This is a genomic window from Bacteroidales bacterium (assembly GCA_021157585.1).
In the GTDB taxonomy this organism is placed as follows: Bacteria; Bacteroidota; Bacteroidia; order Bacteroidales; family UBA12170; genus UBA12170.
Map to the genome: position 1 here is coordinate 24,423 of JAGGWH010000160.1, position 20,508 is coordinate 44,930.

Annotated in this window: 17 protein-coding genes; 13 read left to right on the forward strand and 4 right to left on the reverse strand. The window is 33.6% G+C overall.

Annotated features, from left to right (window positions below; all coding sequences use genetic code 11):
* Positions 1 to 117 precede the first annotated feature (117 nt).
* The 4 genes from J7K39_11045 (at position 118) to J7K39_11060 (ending at position 4,825) form a co-directional block, all read left to right on the forward strand.
* Positions 118 to 2,019 (forward strand): hypothetical protein, encoded by a 1,902-nt coding sequence (locus J7K39_11045; GenBank protein MCD6180427.1) that lies wholly within the window; start codon positions 118 to 120, stop codon positions 2,017 to 2,019.
* 125 nt (positions 2,020 to 2,144) lie between these two features.
* The gene (locus J7K39_11050) at positions 2,145 to 2,798 is read left to right on the forward strand and encodes an ABC transporter ATP-binding protein (protein ID MCD6180428.1); all 654 of its coding nucleotides are present in this window, start codon (positions 2,145 to 2,147) and stop codon (positions 2,796 to 2,798) included.
* Between the two features lie 47 nt (positions 2,799 to 2,845).
* Positions 2,846 to 4,051 (forward strand): [FeFe] hydrogenase H-cluster maturation GTPase HydF, encoded by a 1,206-nt coding sequence (gene hydF / locus J7K39_11055; protein MCD6180429.1) that lies wholly within the window; start codon positions 2,846 to 2,848, stop codon positions 4,049 to 4,051.
* A gap of 72 nt (positions 4,052 to 4,123) precedes the next feature.
* Entirely contained in the window at positions 4,124 to 4,825 is a 702-nt protein-coding gene (locus tag J7K39_11060; GenBank protein ID MCD6180430.1) for an SDR family oxidoreductase, read from the forward strand.
* Between the two features lie 46 nt (positions 4,826 to 4,871).
* Here J7K39_11060 and J7K39_11065 read toward each other — a convergent pair whose 3' ends face one another.
* Entirely contained in the window at positions 4,872 to 5,477 is a 606-nt protein-coding gene (locus J7K39_11065; protein MCD6180431.1) for a flavin reductase family protein, read from the reverse strand.
* Positions 5,478 to 5,580: 103 nt separating this feature from the next.
* On the opposite strand from J7K39_11065, the gene J7K39_11070 reads away from it, so the two are divergent.
* From J7K39_11070 to J7K39_11110, 9 genes are all read left to right on the forward strand, one after another.
* The gene (locus J7K39_11070) at positions 5,581 to 6,243 is read left to right on the forward strand and encodes a type I 3-dehydroquinate dehydratase (GenBank protein MCD6180432.1); all 663 of its coding nucleotides are present in this window, start codon (positions 5,581 to 5,583) and stop codon (positions 6,241 to 6,243) included.
* A complete protein-coding gene (locus J7K39_11075) occupies positions 6,240 to 7,013 on the forward strand; it encodes a hypothetical protein (protein MCD6180433.1) in 774 nt (257 codons plus the stop codon). Before J7K39_11070 ends, J7K39_11075 begins: the two co-directional genes overlap by 4 nt.
* 10 nt (positions 7,014 to 7,023) lie before the next feature.
* Positions 7,024 to 7,995 (forward strand): chorismate synthase, encoded by a 972-nt coding sequence (locus J7K39_11080; GenBank protein MCD6180434.1) that lies wholly within the window; start codon positions 7,024 to 7,026, stop codon positions 7,993 to 7,995.
* A gap of 137 nt (positions 7,996 to 8,132) precedes the next feature.
* On the forward strand, positions 8,133 to 8,747 hold the full coding sequence (locus tag J7K39_11085; protein MCD6180435.1) for a hypothetical protein: 615 nt from the start codon (positions 8,133 to 8,135) through the stop codon (positions 8,745 to 8,747).
* A gap of 7 nt (positions 8,748 to 8,754) precedes the next feature.
* Entirely contained in the window at positions 8,755 to 9,204 is a 450-nt protein-coding gene (locus J7K39_11090; GenBank protein MCD6180436.1) for a helix-turn-helix transcriptional regulator, read from the forward strand.
* Positions 9,197 to 9,646, forward strand: a complete 450-nt coding sequence (locus J7K39_11095; protein ID MCD6180437.1) for a hypothetical protein — start codon at positions 9,197 to 9,199, stop codon at positions 9,644 to 9,646. Before J7K39_11090 ends, J7K39_11095 begins: the two co-directional genes overlap by 8 nt.
* Positions 9,647 to 9,885: 239 nt before the next feature.
* Positions 9,886 to 11,535, forward strand: coding sequence for a SulP family inorganic anion transporter (locus J7K39_11100; protein ID MCD6180438.1), 1,650 nt, complete (start codon positions 9,886 to 9,888; stop codon positions 11,533 to 11,535).
* Between the two features lie 140 nt (positions 11,536 to 11,675).
* Positions 11,676 to 12,980, forward strand: a complete 1,305-nt coding sequence (locus J7K39_11105; protein ID MCD6180439.1) for an MFS transporter — start codon at positions 11,676 to 11,678, stop codon at positions 12,978 to 12,980.
* Positions 12,981 to 13,056: 76 nt separating this feature from the next.
* The gene (locus tag J7K39_11110; protein MCD6180440.1) at positions 13,057 to 14,310 is read left to right on the forward strand and encodes an NAD(P)/FAD-dependent oxidoreductase; all 1,254 of its coding nucleotides are present in this window, start codon (positions 13,057 to 13,059) and stop codon (positions 14,308 to 14,310) included.
* Between the two features lie 81 nt (positions 14,311 to 14,391).
* Here the strand turns inward: J7K39_11110 and J7K39_11115 are convergent, their stop codons facing one another.
* The 3 genes from J7K39_11115 to J7K39_11125 all read right to left on the reverse strand — a co-directional run bounded on the left by J7K39_11115 (position 14,392) and on the right by J7K39_11125 (position 20,367).
* Positions 14,392 to 15,027 carry a hypothetical protein gene (locus J7K39_11115; GenBank protein MCD6180441.1) on the reverse strand — a complete coding sequence of 212 codons (636 nt, stop codon included), beginning with the start codon at positions 15,025 to 15,027 and terminating at the stop codon, positions 14,392 to 14,394.
* A gap of 104 nt (positions 15,028 to 15,131) precedes the next feature.
* Positions 15,132 to 18,293, reverse strand: coding sequence for a C10 family peptidase (locus J7K39_11120; protein MCD6180442.1), 3,162 nt, complete (start codon positions 18,291 to 18,293; stop codon positions 15,132 to 15,134).
* 151 nt (positions 18,294 to 18,444) lie between these two features.
* Complete coding sequence (locus J7K39_11125) at positions 18,445 to 20,367, reverse strand: AraC family transcriptional regulator (protein MCD6180443.1); 1,923 nt, start codon at positions 20,365 to 20,367, stop codon at positions 18,445 to 18,447.
* Positions 20,368 to 20,508 lie beyond the last annotated feature (141 nt).

Here is a 20,508-nt window from a genome sequence, read left to right on the forward strand (position 1 = left end):
AGGTTTATAAGTAAGTTATGAAGAATAGCCTGTTAATTCATTAATTATTGAAATAGATTTTATATTGTAAAATTATTATACATTTACTGTTTTAGATATAGAAATATTTTTAAAATCATGCGTTTAAACCTCAAGACAAAATTAAATCTGTATATCCTCGGTATTGCGACAGTAGTTTATGGCATTGCTATTGGATACATCAGTTTTCAATTAAAAAAATCGACCTATTCTGATTCTGCTGCTTTAACAAGTGCTTACGCTCGTGAGTATAGAAATAAAGTCCAAGATGACTTGAATAAGATTATGGTTTCTACCAGAACATTAAGTGATGCATTAGGCGATCACAAAAATTACAGTAGAAAAAGCGGAGATATTTTTTATAACGATCTAATGATTAATTGGATGGAAAATAATGAACATTATTTGTCTGTTGGATTATCGTGGGAAAAGAAAGCTCTTGATGAGAAATATGATAAAATAAATGGAAGGCTACGAAGTGTTTATTTCCGAAAGGATAATTCCATACAATCAAAAACTGAAAGTATAGAAGAAAATAATATGCATCTTACATCGGCTTATTATGTGATAAGAGATTTGAATGAAGAAACGATTGTTGATCCTTATTATGATGTCACAACACCTGAATTAGCAGGCGTTTTAATGACAACGATAGCTTGTCCCATTAAAAATAAGGATGGCGAATTTGATGGCTTGCTAGGAGTTGATATTTCCTTGGAAACTATGAAGGATATTATTGCAGATATTCATCCCTTTACCGGTACGGTATCATACATAGTGGCAAATAATAGGTTAATGGTGGCTCATTCAGATAACTCTTTAATTGGAAAGGATTTCTTTTTAAATCTTCAAGGAGATAGCGTAGATTTTAAACGAGGTTTAGAAGAAACCCTGCTTAATAAAAATTTTGAGTTTGAATATGTTAATAAAAAAGATCGTAATAGATATTTTGTAGCAATTGCACCTATTTCCATTGGTAACTCACAGAAAAGATGGATGATAGGAATAGAAGTTCCTGTTCATATTATTATGCAAGAAGCAAATCTTGTTTTTCGTAATGCAATAATTGTAGGAATTATCGGTTTGTTAGTACTTTATATTCTGATTTATTTTATTTCTACAGCCATCAGTAAACCAATAGTTGATAGTGCTAATTTCGCAAAGACAATTTCATCGGGTAATTTAGAAGGTAAATTGATAAGTGATAAAACTGATGAAACCGGCGATCTTGCTTCATCTTTATCTGAAATGGCCGAGAAGTTAAAAATTATTATCACAGAAGTTATTATTAGTTCTAATACTATTTCTAAATCAAGTGCTGACTTATCTCGTTTTGCGGAAGAATTATCAGATGGATCAAATAGCCAAGCTGCTTCTTCTGAAGAAATATCCGCCTCTATGGAGGAAATGGTATCAAATATTCATCAGAATTCACAAAATGCTCTTGAAACAAAGAAGATTGCTTTAAAGGCTGTTGATGGTATCCGAGAAGGGAATGAATTTACACAGTCATTATCACACTCTATTAATGATATTGCACAAAAAATCTCCATTATTGATGAAATAGCTCGTCAGACAAATATTTTGGCTCTTAATGCTGCTGTTGAAGCAGCTAGGGCAGGAGAGCATGGAAAAGGATTTGCCGTTGTGGCCGATGAGGTTCGTAAATTGGCTTTACGTTCGCAACAGGCAGCAAATCAAATTGATGAGCTGTCAGCTAATGGTGTTGAACTAGCGGACAAAACTACTAAAAAGCTAATGGAAATTATTCCCGATATTGAAAAAACTGCCGTTTTAGTTCAGGAAATTACAGCTGCTAGTTTAGAACAAAAAATGGGTGCCGATCAAGTAAGTGAAGCCATTAATCAATTAAATCTGATAACCCAACAGAATGCAAGTTCATCTTCGCGTTTTTCTAAAAATTCTGAGGCTCTTGCTCAACAAGCTGAAATTTTAAAAGATCTGATAGCTTACTTTCATGTAACTAAAGAGCTGGAGTAGAAAAGCTTGATATTTTATCATATTGGGGATGATTGTTGCTTTGCTGCCAATAGATACAGGCCATTTTTTATTCTCCATTGGAAAACTTAATTTATCTTAGCGTCTTGGTATTTGATAAATAGATTATGATAACAGCTAAAGGAATATACAAATCATATGGCGAAATAAAAGTGCTTAGAGATATTAATCTGAGCATTCAATCAGGAGAAATAATTGGGGTTACCGGCACTTCAGGTGCGGGGAAAACAACTTTGCTCCAGATTTTGGGAACCCTCGATCGCCCCGATAAAGGAGAATTGGAAATTGCAGGAGAAAATGTCTTTGCTTTAAGTGATGATGCAATGGCCGATTTTAGAAATAAACATATTGGTTTTGTTTTCCAGTTTCATCACCTTTTACCAGAGTTTTCTAGTTTAGAAAATGTTTGTTTACCGGGTTTTATTGGTAAACGGCAAAAAAAACAAGTCGAAAAAAGAGCTGCCGAATTACTGGATTTCTTACAAATGAGTCATCGTTTAAATCATAAACCCAATGAGCTTTCAGGAGGAGAACAACAGCGAGTAGCTATTGCTCGCGCGTTAATTAATACTCCTCAGCTTATTTTGGCTGATGAGCCTTCGGGAAATTTGGATAGCGAAAATACTCAGGAGTTAAATAAATTGTTTTTCGCTTTGCGAGATGAGTTTAAACAAACTTTTGTTATAGTAACTCATAATACAGAGCTTGCAAATATGTGCGATAGGAAATTGATTTTAAAAGATGGTGTTTTTGTTTCTTGAAGTTTACAAATTAAGCACACAAAGAGCACAAAGAAATACTGTATACTATGAGTAGAGGAAAAGACATAAAGCCACATATTGGAATTTTTGGCAGACGTAATTATGGTAAAAGCAGCTTGATAAATACATTGGCAAATCAAGATATTGCTATTGTTTCTGATATTGCCGGAACGACTACCGATCCTGTTAAGAAATCAATGGAGATTGCTGGTTTGGGTCCTGTAATACTTGTCGATACTGCTGGTATTGACGATGATAGTAGGCTCGGTCAGGAACGAATCAAAAAAAGTATCCTTCAAATAAGTCAAATAGATTTGGCTATTCTTGTAATTGTAAATAATGTTTTTGAGTCTTTTGAAGATGATTTAGTAGAGCTGTTTTCAAAGCAAGATGTTCCGTTTTTGATTGTTCAAAATAAAACAGATATTTTTCCAATTGATAAAATCAAATCAAATGCATTAGCGGCTCGACTACAAGTACCATTGATTAATTTCAGTTGCTTAAAGAAGGATAATACATCGCTTCTTCATCAGGAAATTAATAAAATGATGCCTAGGAATGCCCTGCATTTTAATAGTCTGATTGGAGATATTATAAAAAAAGATGATGTAGTTTTATTGGTAACTCCAATTGATAGTGAAGCTCCTGTTGGACGTATGATTTTGCCACAAGTACAGCTTATTCGCGATATATTAGATAATCACGCTGTTGTTGTTACTTTGCGCGAAACAGAATTGGAGAAGTATATCAAGATTATGCATCCAAAACCCGTTTTAGTGGTAACAGATAGTCAGGCTTTTAAATTTGTAGATTCGGTAGTCCCGACAGAAATTCCACTTACAGGTTTTAGTGTTGTTTTAGCTCGACAAAAAGGTAATTTTAAGGCTTATTTGGAGGGAACACCAAAGTTGGCAGAACTAAAAAATGGCGATAGAATATTATTGCTTGAGTCTTGTACACATCATGTTTCTTGCGATGATATAGGACAAGTAAAAATCCCAAAATGGGTAAACGATTTTACAGGTAAAAAAATAGAATATGAAATGGTTTCCGGATTAGAAGCATTGAAGAAACCAATTACGGATTACGCTCTGGTTATTCAATGCGGTGGTTGTGTGATTACTCAAAAACAAGTAAAAAATCGTTTACGCCCTGCCATTGAAGCAGGAGTTCCGGTAACGAATTATGGTTTAGCTATCGCATTTATGCATGGCATTTTTAATCGAGCTACGGCTCCATTTATAATAGATTAGGCTGTAAAATTAACAGATATAGAAAAATCTTAGTGTAACTTTATGAAAGATTATTGTTAAAAAAACAAGACAATGAATATAATTATAACAGGTGCCAGTAAAGGAATAGGGTATTATGCCGCTATAAAATTAGCCGACAGATGTGGAAATAATATTTTGGCCATTGCTCGTTCCGAAGAAAAATTGTTAGCATTAAAAAATAAAGTTGAAGCTGAACACCCTAGTTCGAACTTAAACTATTTGGTTTTTGATTTTTATAATGATGATTTCAAAACATTAGAAAATGCGATAAAGAATCATTTTAATCAGATAGATATTTTAATTAATAATGCCGGTTTTTTGGTAGCAAAACCTTTTTTGGAAATTACTTCTAAAGATTTTGATCAATCTTTTGGTGTAAATATAAAAGCTGCTTTTCGCCTGTCTCAGATTGTTGTTCCTTTGATGAAAGAAGGAGCGCATATTGTTAATGTGAGCAGTATGGGTGGAGTTCAGGGGAGTGTAAAATTCCCGGGTATGAGTGTGTATTCTGCAAGTAAAGGCGCTGTTTCTATTTTTACTGAAAGTTTGGCTGCTGAACTTACGGAAAAAGATATTAAAGTGAATGCTTTAGCCTTTGGTGCTGTAGATACTGAAATGTTACGATCTGCTTTTCCCGATTATAAAGCTCCTATAAATGCCAACGAAATGGGGGAATATTTAGCTGAATTTGCTTGCTCCGGAGCAAAATATTATAATGGTAAAGTATTGCAAGTTTCTGTTTCAACACCATAAATTTTATACCTGAAATTAATGAAATCTTTATATCGAACTTAGGATATCATTTTTTTGCTAAACGCTTTCTTGTTTTCTTTTTCATAACGGAATAGCCAAATTTGCCAATAAATTTTCCAACTTCATGATATTCGCCATGTGAGTAAACAATAGGTATGCTTTTGTTAAAATCAAATTTTCCTGTTGTCGGGTTTAATAATGCTTTTGTAGCTTGAACGTGTACTACTTCGGCTAAGAACATATCATGAGAGCCTTGAGAAATTATTTGCTTTACTTTACATTCAATATTTATTGGCGATTCGGCAATAATAGGAGCATTAACTTTTTCGCCTTTTATGGGAGTTAGCTTCATTTCTTTAAATTTATCAAAATCACGACCCGATTTTACCCCACACCAATCTGTTGCAAAAGCTAGGTCTTTATTTGTGAGATTAATTACAAACTCGCCACTTTCAGCTATTAAATGATGAGAATGTCTGCTTTTTCTGATGGAGACATAAGCCATTGGAGGTGTGGTGTTTGTAGTCCCTGTCCAAGCAATAGTTATAATATTGTAGTTATCAGGACTATTCCCACAACTGACCATGGCGGCAGGAAGTGGATATACCATAGTCCCTGCTTTCCAATGTATTTTATTCAATTTTTTCTCCATACTTCAAACATACATAATTTTTTAAAAAATGAACATAATTATTGCAATTTTGCTTTTGTAGAATTTCCTACTTTTACATTTTCAAATAGAGATAAGAAATAGAATGGAAGATTTAAGTTTACGGATATGCCGAAGTGTACATTTTAATTCGTTGGAAAGTGCCAATGAGATATTTAGTACACCTAAGTTATTTGCTGAACTTCGTTTTGATCTATCGTCAATTTCTTTGGAAAGTATTTCTAAGTTGATATTACCGGAAAAGTTGATATTTACTTGTCGACCAAATTCTTGGAGTTATAATAAACGATTAAAAGCTTATTCATTGGCCTTGGAAAGTGAGGTTGATTATATTGATTTGGATTTTGAAACTGATTTTGATTTGATTCGTGATTTAAAATCTGAAATGAGTTTGTCTAACACACAACTTATTCTTTCTCAGCATAATTATGCTTTAACACCTAACTATATGCAGTTGCAAGAAAGTGTCTATAAGGCTTTTGATTTAGGAGCCGATATAGCTAAAATTATCACAACAGCGAGTGTAACTTCTGATGTGGATAGGGTATATAGTTTATATCAACGTTTTGACGATATAGTTGCCTTTGCTATGGGTGAAAAAGGGAGGGAATCAAGAGCTAAAATATTAACCCTTGGGGCTCCATTTACTTATGCAGCTTTTTCAGAACAAGAAAAAACGGCTCCCGGACAAATGGATTTTCAGCAAACAGTAGATCTATATCACCGTATTAAAACAGGTAGAATATGAAACTAGCTGTCGTTGGAAATCCTATTGAACATAGTAAGAGCCCTATTATTTTTCAGTTTTTGTTTGATACTTTAAAATTTAATGCGAGCTATGAGAAAATTCTTCTCAATACTGCTGACGAAATCCCGAATCTTTTTGAAATGGGGTATACAGCTATAAATATTACTGCACCTTTCAAACAAAGTATTTTGCCGTTTTTGGATAAATTATCAGATGATGCCAACAAAATAGGTAGTGTAAATACGGTGGTTTTTAAAGAAGGAAAACTACTTGGATTTAATACTGATTATTTAGGCGTATTACACGCTCTGGAAGAAAATGGAAATGACTTATCTTTAAAAAAATGTTTGGTATTAGGTGCCGGTGGTGCCGCTAGAGCAGCTATATTTGGTTTAAAGAAAAGAAATGTTAGAATACAAATTTATAATCGAAGCGAGGATAAAGCAAAGGATTTAGCCGAGGAATTTGATGTGAATTTTATAAAAATAAAAGATTTGCAAAATGCTGTTACTGAGGCAGATATTTTGATTGACACTTTGCCGGCTAATATTCAGTTACTTAAATTGGAAGATTTACATTCGGGCTTAACAATATTAGATGCTTCTTATCCTCATTCAGTTTATGAAGGAAGTAATATTAGGCAATTGATAGGAGGTGAACATTGGCTGTTACACCAAGCCATCCCTGCTTTTGAATTGTTTACAGGAATAAAATTAAGTAAAAATGATTACAATCAGGAAGTACTTTTAGATTTGCTGATTAAATCATAAAACATAGATTATGAACACATTTGGTAGAAAATTTAAACTGTCTATTTTTGGCGAATCGCATGGCGAAGGAATTGGAATTGTTATTGATGGCTGTCCGGTTGGAATTTCTTTAAAAGAAGAAGATCTTAAAGCCGATTTTGATAGACGTAGAAGTGGAGCGCGAGGAACAACGCCTCGGATAGAACCCGATTTGCCAAAGATTCTGAGTGGCGTTTATCAAGGAAAAACAACTGGGGCTCCAATTGCTATCGTTTTTGAAAATACAAATACGCGGTCACACGATTATAATGAAACTCAAGAAATTCCACGCCCTGGTCATGCTGATTTTACCGCTAATCAGAAATATCAAGGGTTTAATGATCCTCGAGGTGGAGGCCATTTTTCAGGGAGAATAACTTTAGGTTTGGTTGCTGCCGGATATATTGCTAAGCAAATACTCAAAAATGTACATTTTGATGCCAAAGTAATGGAAGTGGGAGGAAGTACTGATATTGAGCTGATGGTGGATAAAGCATTAGCTGATGGTGATTCCGTTGGAGGTTTAATTGAATGTAAGGTAAATGGACTCCCTATTGGTTTGGGAGAACCTTTTTTCGATTCGATAGAATCAATGATTAGTCATTTGGTATTTGCTATCCCTGCTACTAAAGGCATTGAATTTGGTTCCGGTTTTGCTGCTGCAACTATGAAAGGTAGCGCGCATAACGATGAAATTTTAGATGCTACAGGAAAGACAAAAACGAATTATGCCGGAGGTGTAAACGGAGGTATAAGCAATGGCAACGAATTGGTTTTTCGTGTTGCTGTTAAACCAACATCCAGCATTAGTAAAACGCAACATTCCTTTAATCAAACAAAGAATAAAACGGAAGATTTTAATATTGTCGGTCGCCACGATGCTTGTATCGCTCTTCGAATTCCTGTAATTATTGAAGCCGTAGCGGCTATTGCAATAGTAGATTTATTTTTGACTCAGAAGTAATAGCATCTTTATTTTGTAGAGGCGATTGAAAAGTTTTACTAACTTTACGTGAGCGTAATCGTCTGTCCCGATATTTTTTTGATTTGTATAATGTGGACATCAAATGCATATTTAGAGGGATACTAGGAAATAAATTTTTGTTAAAAAAGAAAAAAATCAACTCACAGGTTTATTTTATGCGTAATTATAGTATATTTGCAGTCCAAATCATTATTGAAGATAGTTTATATGCTGTTAAATATAAGGATACTGAAGACAATGAATTTAGCCGATTATTTGAAGATTGGTCTGACATTGAGATTTTGGAATCCTTTTTCGAAGAACATGAACAAGATTTACAAAGTGGTTTTTACAAAAATATTTCAGTAGAAGATGCCGTTGAACAAACACTTGTAGAAGCAGAGGGGCTAGAACAATTAATAAAGGAGATTGCAGAAAAAGGAAAATCAGATGATTACCAAAATTTACAAACTCTTTTTAAACCATTAAACAATAGAGATGAATATCCAATTCCCAGTTATCAAAAAACTAAAGTATATGGCTCCGCTAGAAATAGTTGGTTGCGCATGTACGCTATAAGGTTAGAAGCCAATACATTCGTAATAACGGGAGGAGCAATTAAATTAACTAGAACAATGAATGAACGAACGCATTTGTTAGAAGAATTGGAAAAATTAAAAAGCGTAAAGCAAGCCTTGATTGAAGAAGGAATAATTGATAGTGATAGTTTGATAGAATTCTTTGAGATATAAAGAAATTATGAGCGAGATAAGAGATAATTTAAATAGTTTGGCAACTAAGTCCGATTGGATTGAGAAAGCTAACAAAAGGCAAGAAAATAAGGAATGGCTAAAACATTCTCAAAAAATTGCTCTAAAAGTGTTGAGAACACTTCGTAAAGAGAAGATTTCACAAAAAAACTTAGCAGAAATAATTGGTGTTTCGCCACAATACGTTAACAAGATTGTGAAAGGGAAAGAGAACCTTACTCTGGAAACCATTTCAAAATTAGAAAAAGCTTTGGCTATTGATTTAATGGGTGTTTCGAAAACTTCGGAAAAGACAGAGTACATTTATAAAGAAAAGTATGTGTATTTCAATATCTATTCTTCAACAGGAACTGATGCTAAATCCGGAGTCATCTATTCAGAAAGTGATGTCTACGTTGAGGAGAAATTATTAAATGAGAGCACTGTAAGTTATGGCTAAAAAAGGAAAAAGAAAAAATAATCCAATAGGGTTTTCATTGCGGAAGATAAGTACAGAACAATTTGCAGTTATTGAAGAAGCATATTTAGGTTCTGATAAGGAAATACAGTTAGGTATCGACTTAAGGTTTGGTCTTGATGTGGAAAATAAAGGTCTTGTTGCTTTTGTTAAAGTTCGTTTTGAACAAGAGAAATCTCCTTTTTTAGTTGTTGAAGTTGGGAACCATTTTGCCATTGATAATACAGCTTGGGAAAGTTTTCAAAAAGAGGATAAAGAAATGGTTTTACCAAAAGGATTTGCTTCTCATTTGGTAATGTTAACTATAGGCACTTTACGAGGCGTTCTTCATAGCAAAACGGAAAATACAAAATTTAATAAGTTTTTGTTGCCAACAATAAATGTTACAGAATTAGTAAAATCTGATGTAGAACTATCAGAATAGAAATAGGTTTAAAGTTGATTTTTTATCCAAATTCGTAACAAATAATTCCTCAAATCTTATATCGAATTCTCCTTAATGTTATAGGAAAGCTGTATATTTGCAGCCGCAACATTACCTATTCCTTTTTGCAAGAATAATAATTTGTCCTTGCTTTAAACTAGCCTGAAACGACTAAGATTCTGGAGATGTTAAAGTGTTGGAAAGTAGATAAATACGAATTATTATTCTAAGAATACATTATGAAATTTAGTAATTTAAAAGGAGACATTTTTGGTGGCCTAACTGCTGGAATTGTTGCCTTGCCATTGGCTCTAGCTTTTGGTGTGCAGTCGGGATTAGGAGCCAGTGCAGGTTTGTATGGCGCAATGATATTGGGGCTTTTTGCCGCTATCTTTGGAGGAACTAAAACACAAATAAGTGGACCAACAGGACCAATGACGGTTTTATCAGCCTCTATTGTTGCTTTAGCAATTTCTAAATACGGCAATATTAATGATGCAATGGGACTGATAATCCTTACTTTTTTATTGTCTGGTGTATTTCAAATCATTTTTGGCTTCCTGAAAATCGGAAAATATATAAAGTATATTCCTTATCCTGTACTATCAGGTTTTATGAGTGGAATAGGCGTAATCATTATTATTTTTCAAATTTTCCCCGCCCTAGGTTTAGCATCACCAACCAGAATAATAGATGTCTTTCTTGAACTTCCTCAGGCTTTATCCGTATTAAATTTTGTTTCTGTAGCTTTAACAATTGGGACGGTATTGATAATTTATATTTTCCCAAAAATCACTAAAATTGTTCCCTCAACATTGGTTGCTCTTGTCGTAATTTCGTTAATCAGCGTGTTGTTTCCAATGGATACTCCTCTAATTGGTCATATGCCAAGTGGACTTCCCACTCTGAAAATAGCTTCGCTCTCGGGGCTTCAGTTTTCCGACTTAAATCTGGTTCTAATTCCTGCCATAACTTTAGCCGGTTTGGGAATACTGGATTCCTTATTAACATCAGTTGTAGCAGATAATATCACCAGAACAAAGCACAATAGCAATAAAGAATTAATAGGTCAAGGGATTGGAAATATTGCGGCTTCATTTTTTGGCGGAATTCCAGGTGCAGGAGCTACTATGCGAACTGTAGTTAATATTAAATCAGGTGGTAAAACAAGGTTGTCTGGTGTTATTCACGCCTTGTTATTGATGCTTATTATCTTAGGATTAGGGAGATATGTGGCATATATTCCTTTGTCTGCTCTTGCAGGTGTACTGTTTACAGTAGGGATTGGTATTGTTGATGTGAGAGGATTGAAGAGTATAGTAAGCATTTCTAAATCAGATGCTTTTATTTTAATTTTAGTCCTTCTTCTTACTGTTTTTGTAGATTTATTACAAGCTGTTGGTATAGGAATGGTTATTGCCTCTGTAATATTTATGCGAAAGGCAAGCGATATGGTTGAAGGGAATACCTCTTTAAGCAAAGTCGATAAATACGATAGAGAAGTAGCCTGGGACGATGAGCTTAACTTATCATTTAATAAATGGGATTATGTGTATATAAAGCGTTTTGATGGGCCTATATTTTTTGGCGTTGCGGCTAAGATTTTGGAACGAATAAATAAAATACCTTCCAATGCCAAAGTGATTATTTTTAGAATGAAAAAGGTTCCTTTTATTGATCAATCTGGTTTATACGCGCTTGAAGAAGTGATTAAGGAAATGCAAAAAATGGGGATTACTGTTGTTCTTACGATGACTCATCCCCAGCCTCTTTACTTGTTCAAGAAAAATAATCTAATTCCCGATGTAATTCCCGAAAAATATTTATTTAAGAGTATTGATGACTGTGCTATTTGGTTAAAAGAATATTGTGAAAAATGCGATGAATAAGGAATATTGAGTTTTCTATTTAGAAATACGAAGGTTTGCTTCTGTATCTTTAAGTATTCTCATTTTCCAGATTAGGACGTGTAAAATTTATCCTTACTTTTATCCCCTTGTAATTATAAAATTTTTAACCAAAAAAATTAATTATGCAAAAGCCTAAACTTAGTTTTTGGCAAATCTGGAATATGAGTTTTGGATTTTTAGGAATTCAATTTGGATTTGCTCTTCAGAATGCTAATGCTAGTCGTATTTTATTAACTTTTGGTGCCGATGTTCATCATTTGAGTTGGTTTTGGCTAGTGGCTCCAATTACCGGAATGATTATTCAGCCTATTATCGGTTTAATGAGCGATAAAACTTGGAATCGTTTTGGTCGTCGGAGACCTTATTTTTTAACTGGAGCAGTTTTAACAACCATAGCTCTAATTTTAATGCCAAATGCTCCACATTTTGCGGGTTATATTGCCCCTATGTTTATAGGTGGTGGTTTACTGATGATAATGGATGCTTCGATTAATATTTCGATGGAACCATTTCGTGCTTTGGTAGCAGATAAATTACCCGACGAACAGCATACTCTCGGATTTTCGGTTCAAACCTTATTGATTGGTATTGGAGCCGTTGTGGGGTCTTGGTTGCCTTATATTTTAAGCAATTTCTTTGGTTTTGCAGGAGATTCTGACGTGAGTGGGATTGTGCCTCCAAATGTGGTTTGGTCTTTTTATATAGGTGCTGCCGTATTAATTAGTGCCATTGTTTGGACAGTGGTCACCACAAAAGAATATCCACCTGAATTTTATGAAGATAAATCAGCCAAGGAATTTGGAAAAAAGGAGAAGTTTAAGATTCCTACTTTAATGTGGCAACTTTTGTTAGTTCAGTTTTTTTCTTGGTTTGCCCTTTTTTCTATGTGGGTATATACTACTCCAACTGTTGCTCAGCATTTCTTTGGAACAACTGATCCTAACAGTATGGCTTATCAAGAAGCCGGAAACTGGGTTGGAATATTATTTGGTATTTATAATGGCGTATCGGCAATATTAGCATTGTTATTGCCTGTTATTGCAAAGAAAGTGGGACGACGATTAACGCATAGCTTGGCCTTGACTTTAGGTGGTTTGTCTTTTCTGTCGTTTTTTATCATTACCGACTACCATTTCTTAATTGTTCCAATGATAGGAATTGGCTTTGCTTGGGGTTCTATTTTAGCGATGCCTTATGCTATGTTAGCTAATTCTATTCCTGCTAATAAGATGGGTATGTTTATGGGATTGTTTAATATGTCAATTACAATTCCGCAAATTATCAATGGTATTTTTGGAGGTTTAATCTTAGAATATTTCTTCCACGATGATCCTATATACTCCATTATGATGGCTGGTATTTTGATGCTTCTTGGCGCAGTATCCGTTGTTTTTGTGAAGGATAAAGATAAGACAGCACAGTAATTATTTTGTTTTCATCCTTTTTAGCTACTTGTTTTTTCTAATAAAAAAGAGAGAATAAAAGCTACCTTTGCAGCCGATGAATAAATTTGATGTAATAGTTGTGGGAGGCGGTCCTGCAGGTTTAATAGCAGCTGGAAGAGCTGCGGAATTGGGCGCTAAAGTTCTTATCCTTGAGAAGATGAGGCATCCCGGACATAAGCTTTTAATTACAGGAAAAGGGAGATGCAATATTACCAATGACGCTTCTGTGGGTGAGTTTATCAAATATGTATATCCCAATGGGAAATTTCTAAGAAATGCTTTTGCTCAGTATTATTCTCGCGATATTATAGATCTTTTGGAGAAATATGGAGTTGAAGTAAGCTTAGAAAGAGGTGGTCGATATTTTCCTACAAACAACAAAGCTAAAGATGTTTTAGATGCACTTTTGCATTGGATTAACGATTTGAAAGTGGAAATTCGGACTAATTTTAAAGTTGAGAAATTACTGGTAGATAATAATACGATAGAAGGTGTAGTTGCAAACGGACAAGAATTTTTGGCTAAGAGTGTTATTCTTTCTACGGGCGGAAAATCTTATCCCGCAACAGGATCAAATGGTGAAGGTTATGAGCTTGTTAGAAGGGTAGGGCATACCATTGAAAAGCCTATGCCCGCATTGGTTCCTGTTGAAACCGAAGGGGGAATAGCACAAAAATTACAAGGTTTAAACTTAAAAAATGTAAAAGCTGTTGTTTGGGTAAATGGTAAAAAAGCGGGTGAAGATTTTGGAGAGATGATTTTTACACATTTTGGTCTTTCAGGTCCAATTATTCTTACCTTAAGTAGAATTATGGTGGCAGAATTACAAAAGAATAATAAAGTTGAAATCAGCATTGATTTAAAACCTGCTCTTGATGAGCAAAAACTAGATAAGCGATTAATCCGTGACTTGAATGAGCATGGTAAGAAAAAAATTATTAATATTTTTCGAAACTGGTTACCGTCTTCTATGATTCCTGTTTTTATTGAGCTTTTAGAATTTGATCCCGAAAAAGAATGTCATCAGATTTCCTCAAAAGAACGTAAGAAAATCCGTAATTTGTTGAAAAATTTGCGTTTTAAAGTAAGCCATTCTCGCTCTTTTAAAGAAGCTATTATTACGGCAGGAGGTGTTTTAACTAAGGAAATATATCCTAAAACAATGGAATCTAAATTGATATCAGGATTGTATTTTGCCGGTGAAATGATAGATTTAGATGCTAAAACGGGGGGGTATAATTTGCAAATAGCTTATTCTACAGGTTGGTTGGCAGGAGATTCCTCTGTGAAGAATTGTAAAAAAATATAATTTAAGCCAAAGGCACAGACTAAAAAAATCAATGCCTTTGGTTAAATACGCTAATTATTCTTGGATATTCATAATCTCTCTTTATTTTCTTTTGTTTTTATCGTATTCCTCTCTTGTTATCTCAACTATTTTAGCAAAGTCTTCCATATTTCTAGTGGCTTTGTTTTGCCAACTACCAAATGCTTCATATTCTGTTCCGGCAGTTAATAGCACACTTTTAAAATTTGTTGCGACAGTTGTAGAGTTTGGTATATAATTCCCTTCAGAATCTACGGCTTTGAAATAGATGAATAAGTTTTTGTTAGTTGAACCATATTTACCTTTTATTTCTTCATTGATAGTTATTAAAAACTTAATATTTAGATTACCTGATGTAGCTTTGTTAACTACCACTTTGTTAATGGTGTATTTATTGTTGGGAAGAGCCTGAAAAGGTAAATCTTTAATTAATGGGTGAGATGCAACATATTCTTCAATTGCTTTTTTCTTTTCTTCCTTAAGTAATTTTTTCTCTTTATCAAGTTTGAATGCATCTTTCATATCAGTACATTCTTCAATTTCCTTGCTCTTTTTATCTATTTGATTTGCATATTTTTTTTCGATTGAAGGAAGTTCGCCTAGATATTCGTTATTCTTAGAGGAAGAGCCTCCTCCACAGCCCATTAAAAAAATGATAATAAAAATCATGATGCCTGATAATAATTTTAAATTTTTCATAATAATTTTATTTAATTATTTAACCTACTCATTTGGCTTTTCGGTTTCCGCCCTGTTTATTCAAGTGGGTTCAAGTCTCCACCTTGTTTGTATATCTTATAAAACTATCTTTCAATAATAAGCCTTTTGCTTGCTACTCCTTTTTCGTAGGAGAATAGAACAATGTAAACGCCTTTTTTTAGGGCTGATATATCTATATTCCCATTTAAAAAATTATTTATTTCTATAATTTTTTGTCCTGTTATAGTAACAATAGAAAGATTTACAATTTCAGAAGAAGAAATATAAATATGCTTACTTGCCGGATTTGGATACAGAGAGATTAAGCTGCCATAATCTTTATGATCTATTCCGGTTTCTGTGTTTTCGAAACTACGGACGACATTGCTTATTCTTAGTTCATCTATATAGCCTTTAAATGCTTCTCCTATTCGGATATCTTGAGAAGATAACAGCATATCGTTTCCAGAATAACTTTTTGAGCTTGAAGATACCTCGTTCCAATTCTCATCATGAACAATTATACTAATCTCAGAGTTTGATGCATCTCTTAAAAATGCAACATGATACCATTGATTTAAACTTGGCGACATTTCGGTAATATTCACACGTGTTTGTTCATCGGAAAAATAGAGCCCGTGTAAAACATTTCCCCACCAAGGTTGTAATTCTAAAGCATAATTAGAATAGTAATCATCTGTATCTCCTGGTTTTCTCACAATAATAGAGCTAGCATTTGAAAAATACTCGGTAACTTTAATCCATGCTTCAATTGTCCAATCACCACTGAGGTTTAGATTTTCATTATGAGGAATTGTTATATAAGAATATCCATCAAGATTAAGATTCTGATTCTGGTCTGTGAGCGCATCAGAACCATAAGAAATTTCATTTCCGTGAGGAGACCCATCAGTAGATAATGTAGAATTATTAGTTAGGTTTCCATTAAAGTGCATTAATAAAACTGTATTGTCATCCGTAAGATAAGGGCCACCTGCATTGTTTGCTTCAATAATGTTAAACGTATTTTCACTGATATCTGAAACAGAGGCATCTGCGATATCCGTTATTTTTATTAAACATTCATTTGATATTTCATTCGGGATAGTCCAATCATAACTTCCGGAAACTGTGGCTGTATTACCGGTTACTTCGCTCCAGTTTGCCCCATTATTACTAGAATATTCAATCTTAATATTCTCAACAGGAGTACTTTCCCAAGTAATCTCTGTTACATCACCTGCAATAAAAGATTCTCCACCGTTTGGAGCTTTTAGTACTAATTCGTAGAGTGAGATAGAGAAGGCTTTATTGCTTTTATCGTATACATTAATTTCGTCTACATCTGTTAGTTTTATTTTGCATTCATCAGAGGTGATATTGGGTGTTGTCCAATTATAGCTTTCCGTTGAAGCGGAAGTACTACCAACTATTTCAATCCAATTTTGTCCATTATCTATAGTGTATTCTATTTTTAGATTTGAAATAGCTGTGCTACTCCAATTTATTTGAACGGCTTGTCCTGCTTGAATACTTTCTCCTGCGTTATAAGTTAATAAAGAAAGCTCTTTTCCATTTAGGTTTGGCTCAAGACCAATTAAGACTCCATTATTTACCGAATAATTAAATAATTCTTCAATATCGAAATAACCATCTTCATCTGAAAACCCAAGAATGCCATGAAACAGACCTTCTTCATTATATCCATCCACATGGAACCAATGTCCTGCAACCCAGTTGTTCACATGCCAGCCTCCAAGTACCTCTGTTGTCATACCATCAATCAGAAGAACTCTTCCATTATCAAGTTCATGCATTAATAACTGAATCCATTTGGCTTTTGTAAAGCCAGTTCTTATGGTTGGTGTACTCACTTTGTAATTAAAATAATGGCTCAATGCATAAGACATATTAGCTAAGTCTCCTCCGCTTCCCCAATAATCATTCATTGACGTTGCGGCGTGATAAGTAAGTGTTGCAACATCTTTATATTCTTCTTCTGTACTGTTTGGTGGCAGATAATTTGGCATATTATCGTAATTATAAGTCGTAGCAGCAAAATTTGCTGTCCAACGATGTCCTGCATTATCGGTAAAATCTAATGCGTCATTTCCTATAATAGGAAACTCCCAATAATGCATTGTTCTTGCCAATGTTGCGTGCCCGCATGCACTTCCAACACGACCGTTTATTCCATTAGGATCTTCTGGAAAATAGGCATTATAGGGCCATTGATAATTCTTCCAAGTATTTGGAATAAGAGGCTCAACACCTGTTAAAGGTGCCGAAATTGTAAATACACTTTCACTAATATCATTTAAGGAAGAATTTCCTGTTTCAGATATTCTAATCAAACATTGATCAGAAGGTGTTGCAGCAACATTCCAAGCATATGAGTTTGAGTTAGCCGATAAATTTGTTGCAATTGAATTCCAACTGCTACCGTTAGTGTTGCTATATTCAATATCAATATTTGTAATTCCCTCGCTTACCCAGTGAATATCTGTTGTTTTGTTATTGATGCAGAAATCACCTCCGTTTGGATCGATTAGGGCGATGTAATCCGCAGAATATGACGTTGTTTCGCTCGACAAAGTAAGTGTTCCCCAAGTTGAAGGATCGGAGTCATAGTTATAATCTGCTACCCAATATAATCTTTGTGGAACATTGTGCTGGTTGTTAGGGTATTGATCATCGTTAATTATCATATTGAAGCCTATATCCATTCCTGCTGATGGATTTACGTTGAAATTATCCCAAGGAATAGCAAACTCCATAGTATAGCCATTGGCATTTTCAATATATTTATGAATTACACCTTCATAACGTTCTTCCATTTCTTGAATCCAATAACTTCTGATTGGTTTTACAAATAATCTGTCGTAGTCGTCAAAAGTTGTTCCTTGATTGTTACCATCTATGTAAATTTCAACTCCATCGTCGTAATAGCCTTGTCTTTTGTTTGTACAGAGGAGTGCATCTGTAACATTAACTCCCACATATAAGTAGGTTTCGTCCCACAATACTCCGAAAGATGCTGTACTTGTTGAATTTTCGTTGGCTGTGATTTCATTTGAGATATCCCAGAAAGTTTCTTCAAGTAATCCGTCAAGTGCAAGTTCTGATGATACTTTTTTTACTATTAATTGCGAATAGGCCATTCCTGAAATCAGAAGTCCAATAATTAAGAGATAAATAGTTTTTTGTGTCATAATATTAGACTTATGTATTTTTAGTTTTGTTATATTCTGTTTGGCGTTGTACATTATAGTGTATTTTTCTCATTTGTAGCTTTGATTGTTAACTAAAGCAAAGTAAATAAGATAGTAATCTCAATACAATATTTGTATGTCTTGATTTATAAAATAGGACAAGTAGATTTGTTTATCTGCTATTTCGGTTAATTTATGAGGTAGATTATATATTAATGCCGTTTTCGGCTTCTTCTATATCATCAGAGTATTGTTCAATTAATCTGTAATTTTTAATATAAAGGCTAGGGGTTAAACCTGTAATTATTTTAAATGTTTGGTAAAAACCAGAGCGGGATTTGAAGCCAACTTCACTGGCAATCCCTTCCATACTATAGTGTTTAAATTCCTCAGATACCAGCATTTTTCTAGCTTTGTCAATCCGGTGTTTATTAAGGAGGCTTCTTAGATTACTATTAAAATGATTATTTACAATAGCTGATAAGTAGGAGGTGTTTGTTTCTAGTTCTTCTGCTAAGCTTGAGAGTGATATATTGGAATTTTTAAATATTTCATCTGTATACAAAAGCTTTTTCAGCTTTTGAATAATGACATCTTCATTCTTAATGTTTTCGTGTTTAGCTTTTCTTGTTGGTCTTATTTCGCATTCATGCAATTGATGATTTAATTTATCGAGTTCTATATTTTTCTTAACCAGATTAACGTATGATTCTTGTGTTTGTTTAAGTCGTTTTCTAATTATGATAGCAGAAAAAATACTTATAACTAAGGCGATTGTTATACTAATAACAGTTATTGAAAGTTGTTTACTCTTTTCTTTTTCTATTATGTTATTAGAAACTAATTCGTTTATTCGGGTTCTATGAATATAATAATCAGATTCAATTCTCAACTCTGCTAGTTTGTTATCATTTGTTTCTGTAATAAGTTTAGTATATTTAATATAAGAAGAATCAAGATATGCCACGGCCGCAGCATAATCCTCAATTTTGATACATACATTGGACAGCTGTTTATACAAGTTTACTAACCTATTCTTATTATCCATATCTTTAGTAAGCCTTATAGCATTTTGTAGGTATATTTTAGCTGAGTCATTTACATTCATCTTTATATAGCAATTGGCTAGCCTTATACTTGATTGATATACATAATTGTATGCATCTATCTTCTTTGATATTTGCATGGATTTTTGGGCATAAGCATAGGATTGTGGAATACTATCCAGCTCAAAATAGGTAGAACTTAAACTAAGTAGGTTGTATACATATCCGTAGGTGGTAAAGTAATCTTTATATTTGTAAGCATCAAGTAAATAACTTAAAGCCTTTTTTGGATAACCTGCATCACGATAGGCATTGCCTGTATTAATTAAGTTATTTCCAATACGTCTTTGTATCCTAGATCTTCTAGCCATACTATTTGCCAAATGAAAATACTCGAAATAGTTTGTGTCTGATTCTATAAATGCAGCCATTCGCCCCATTTGAATTAATTTATAGGAGGCCATGTTGTAATCGTTTTTTTCGAGAGCGTAATTATAGAGTTGTAATGATAACTCCATAGCTTTTTGGTATTCTTTCAGGTATTCATAGTTTTCTGCCATTATACGAAGACAATTTATTCGTTCAGCAGTGTCTTTTTGCATTATAGGTAAGTCTAAAAGTTCTAAAAAAGTCTCATTTGATTTTTTTTTCTTACCTACCATCCGATAAGCATCTCCTAATTCTATTTTAAGGTATTTATAGGCTCTTGGATTATTTTGCTTACTTGTAAGTTTTAAAGCTTGTTCAAAAGTTTTAATAGCTAAATCGATTTGATTTAGACTCGCCTGAATATATCCAATTTCATATAACCAAATGATATTACGTGCTTTATTAAGAGAATCATCTTGGCTTTGATATTCTTTTAAAAGTAGGTTATAATACTTAAGCAATGTATCCTGATTATATGAGTAGCTTTTTGCTCCAAGGTTTAATTTCTGAACAAATAATTTTCCAAGCTTGGCACTTGCATAGAAATCTTGCCTACGCTGCGCTAGTTTGCCCTGTGAAAATGTAATTGTAGGAAACAGGAGCAATAAAATAATCGTAAGATGTGAAATAACAAATCTGAGTTGAATTTTCAAAATGAAGAAATTAAATGCCTATTGATATTTAATGTCTGATAAAGTTACAATATATTAATAGATAAGCCAAAGTATTTTTTGTATATATTTTAATCAGAACTCCGTATAATAAATAATTGAAACTACAACTTGTTTAGTATA

What these genes read in the sequence shown, in the direction of transcription:
- J7K39_11090 (MCD6180436.1), top strand. Translation starts at nt 8,755, where the DNA reads ATGAGCGAGATAAGAGATAATTTAAATAGTTTGGCAACTAAGTCCGAT.
- J7K39_11110 (MCD6180440.1), top strand. Translation starts at nt 13,057, where the DNA reads ATGAATAAATTTGATGTAATAGTTGTGGGAGGCGGTCCTGCAGGTTTA.
- J7K39_11050 (MCD6180428.1), top strand. Translation starts at nt 2,145, where the DNA reads ATGATAACAGCTAAAGGAATATACAAATCATATGGCGAAATAAAAGTG.
- J7K39_11065 (MCD6180431.1), bottom strand. Translation starts at nt 5,477, where the DNA reads ATGGAGAAAAAATTGAATAAAATACATTGGAAAGCAGGGACTATGGTA.
- J7K39_11095 (MCD6180437.1), top strand. Translation starts at nt 9,197, where the DNA reads ATGGCTAAAAAAGGAAAAAGAAAAAATAATCCAATAGGGTTTTCATTG.
- J7K39_11120 (MCD6180442.1), bottom strand. Translation starts at nt 18,293, where the DNA reads ATGTACAACGCCAAACAGAATATAACAAAACTAAAAATACATAAGTCT.
- J7K39_11115 (MCD6180441.1), bottom strand. Translation starts at nt 15,027, where the DNA reads ATGAAAAATTTAAAATTATTATCAGGCATCATGATTTTTATTATCATT.
- J7K39_11080 (MCD6180434.1), top strand. Translation starts at nt 7,024, where the DNA reads ATGAACACATTTGGTAGAAAATTTAAACTGTCTATTTTTGGCGAATCG.
- J7K39_11070 (MCD6180432.1), top strand. Translation starts at nt 5,581, where the DNA reads ATGGAAGATTTAAGTTTACGGATATGCCGAAGTGTACATTTTAATTCG.
- J7K39_11100 (MCD6180438.1), top strand. Translation starts at nt 9,886, where the DNA reads ATGAAATTTAGTAATTTAAAAGGAGACATTTTTGGTGGCCTAACTGCT.
- J7K39_11075 (MCD6180433.1), top strand. Translation starts at nt 6,240, where the DNA reads ATGAAACTAGCTGTCGTTGGAAATCCTATTGAACATAGTAAGAGCCCT.
- hydF (MCD6180429.1), top strand. Translation starts at nt 2,846, where the DNA reads ATGAGTAGAGGAAAAGACATAAAGCCACATATTGGAATTTTTGGCAGA.
- J7K39_11045 (MCD6180427.1), top strand. Translation starts at nt 118, where the DNA reads ATGCGTTTAAACCTCAAGACAAAATTAAATCTGTATATCCTCGGTATT.
- J7K39_11060 (MCD6180430.1), top strand. Translation starts at nt 4,124, where the DNA reads ATGAATATAATTATAACAGGTGCCAGTAAAGGAATAGGGTATTATGCC.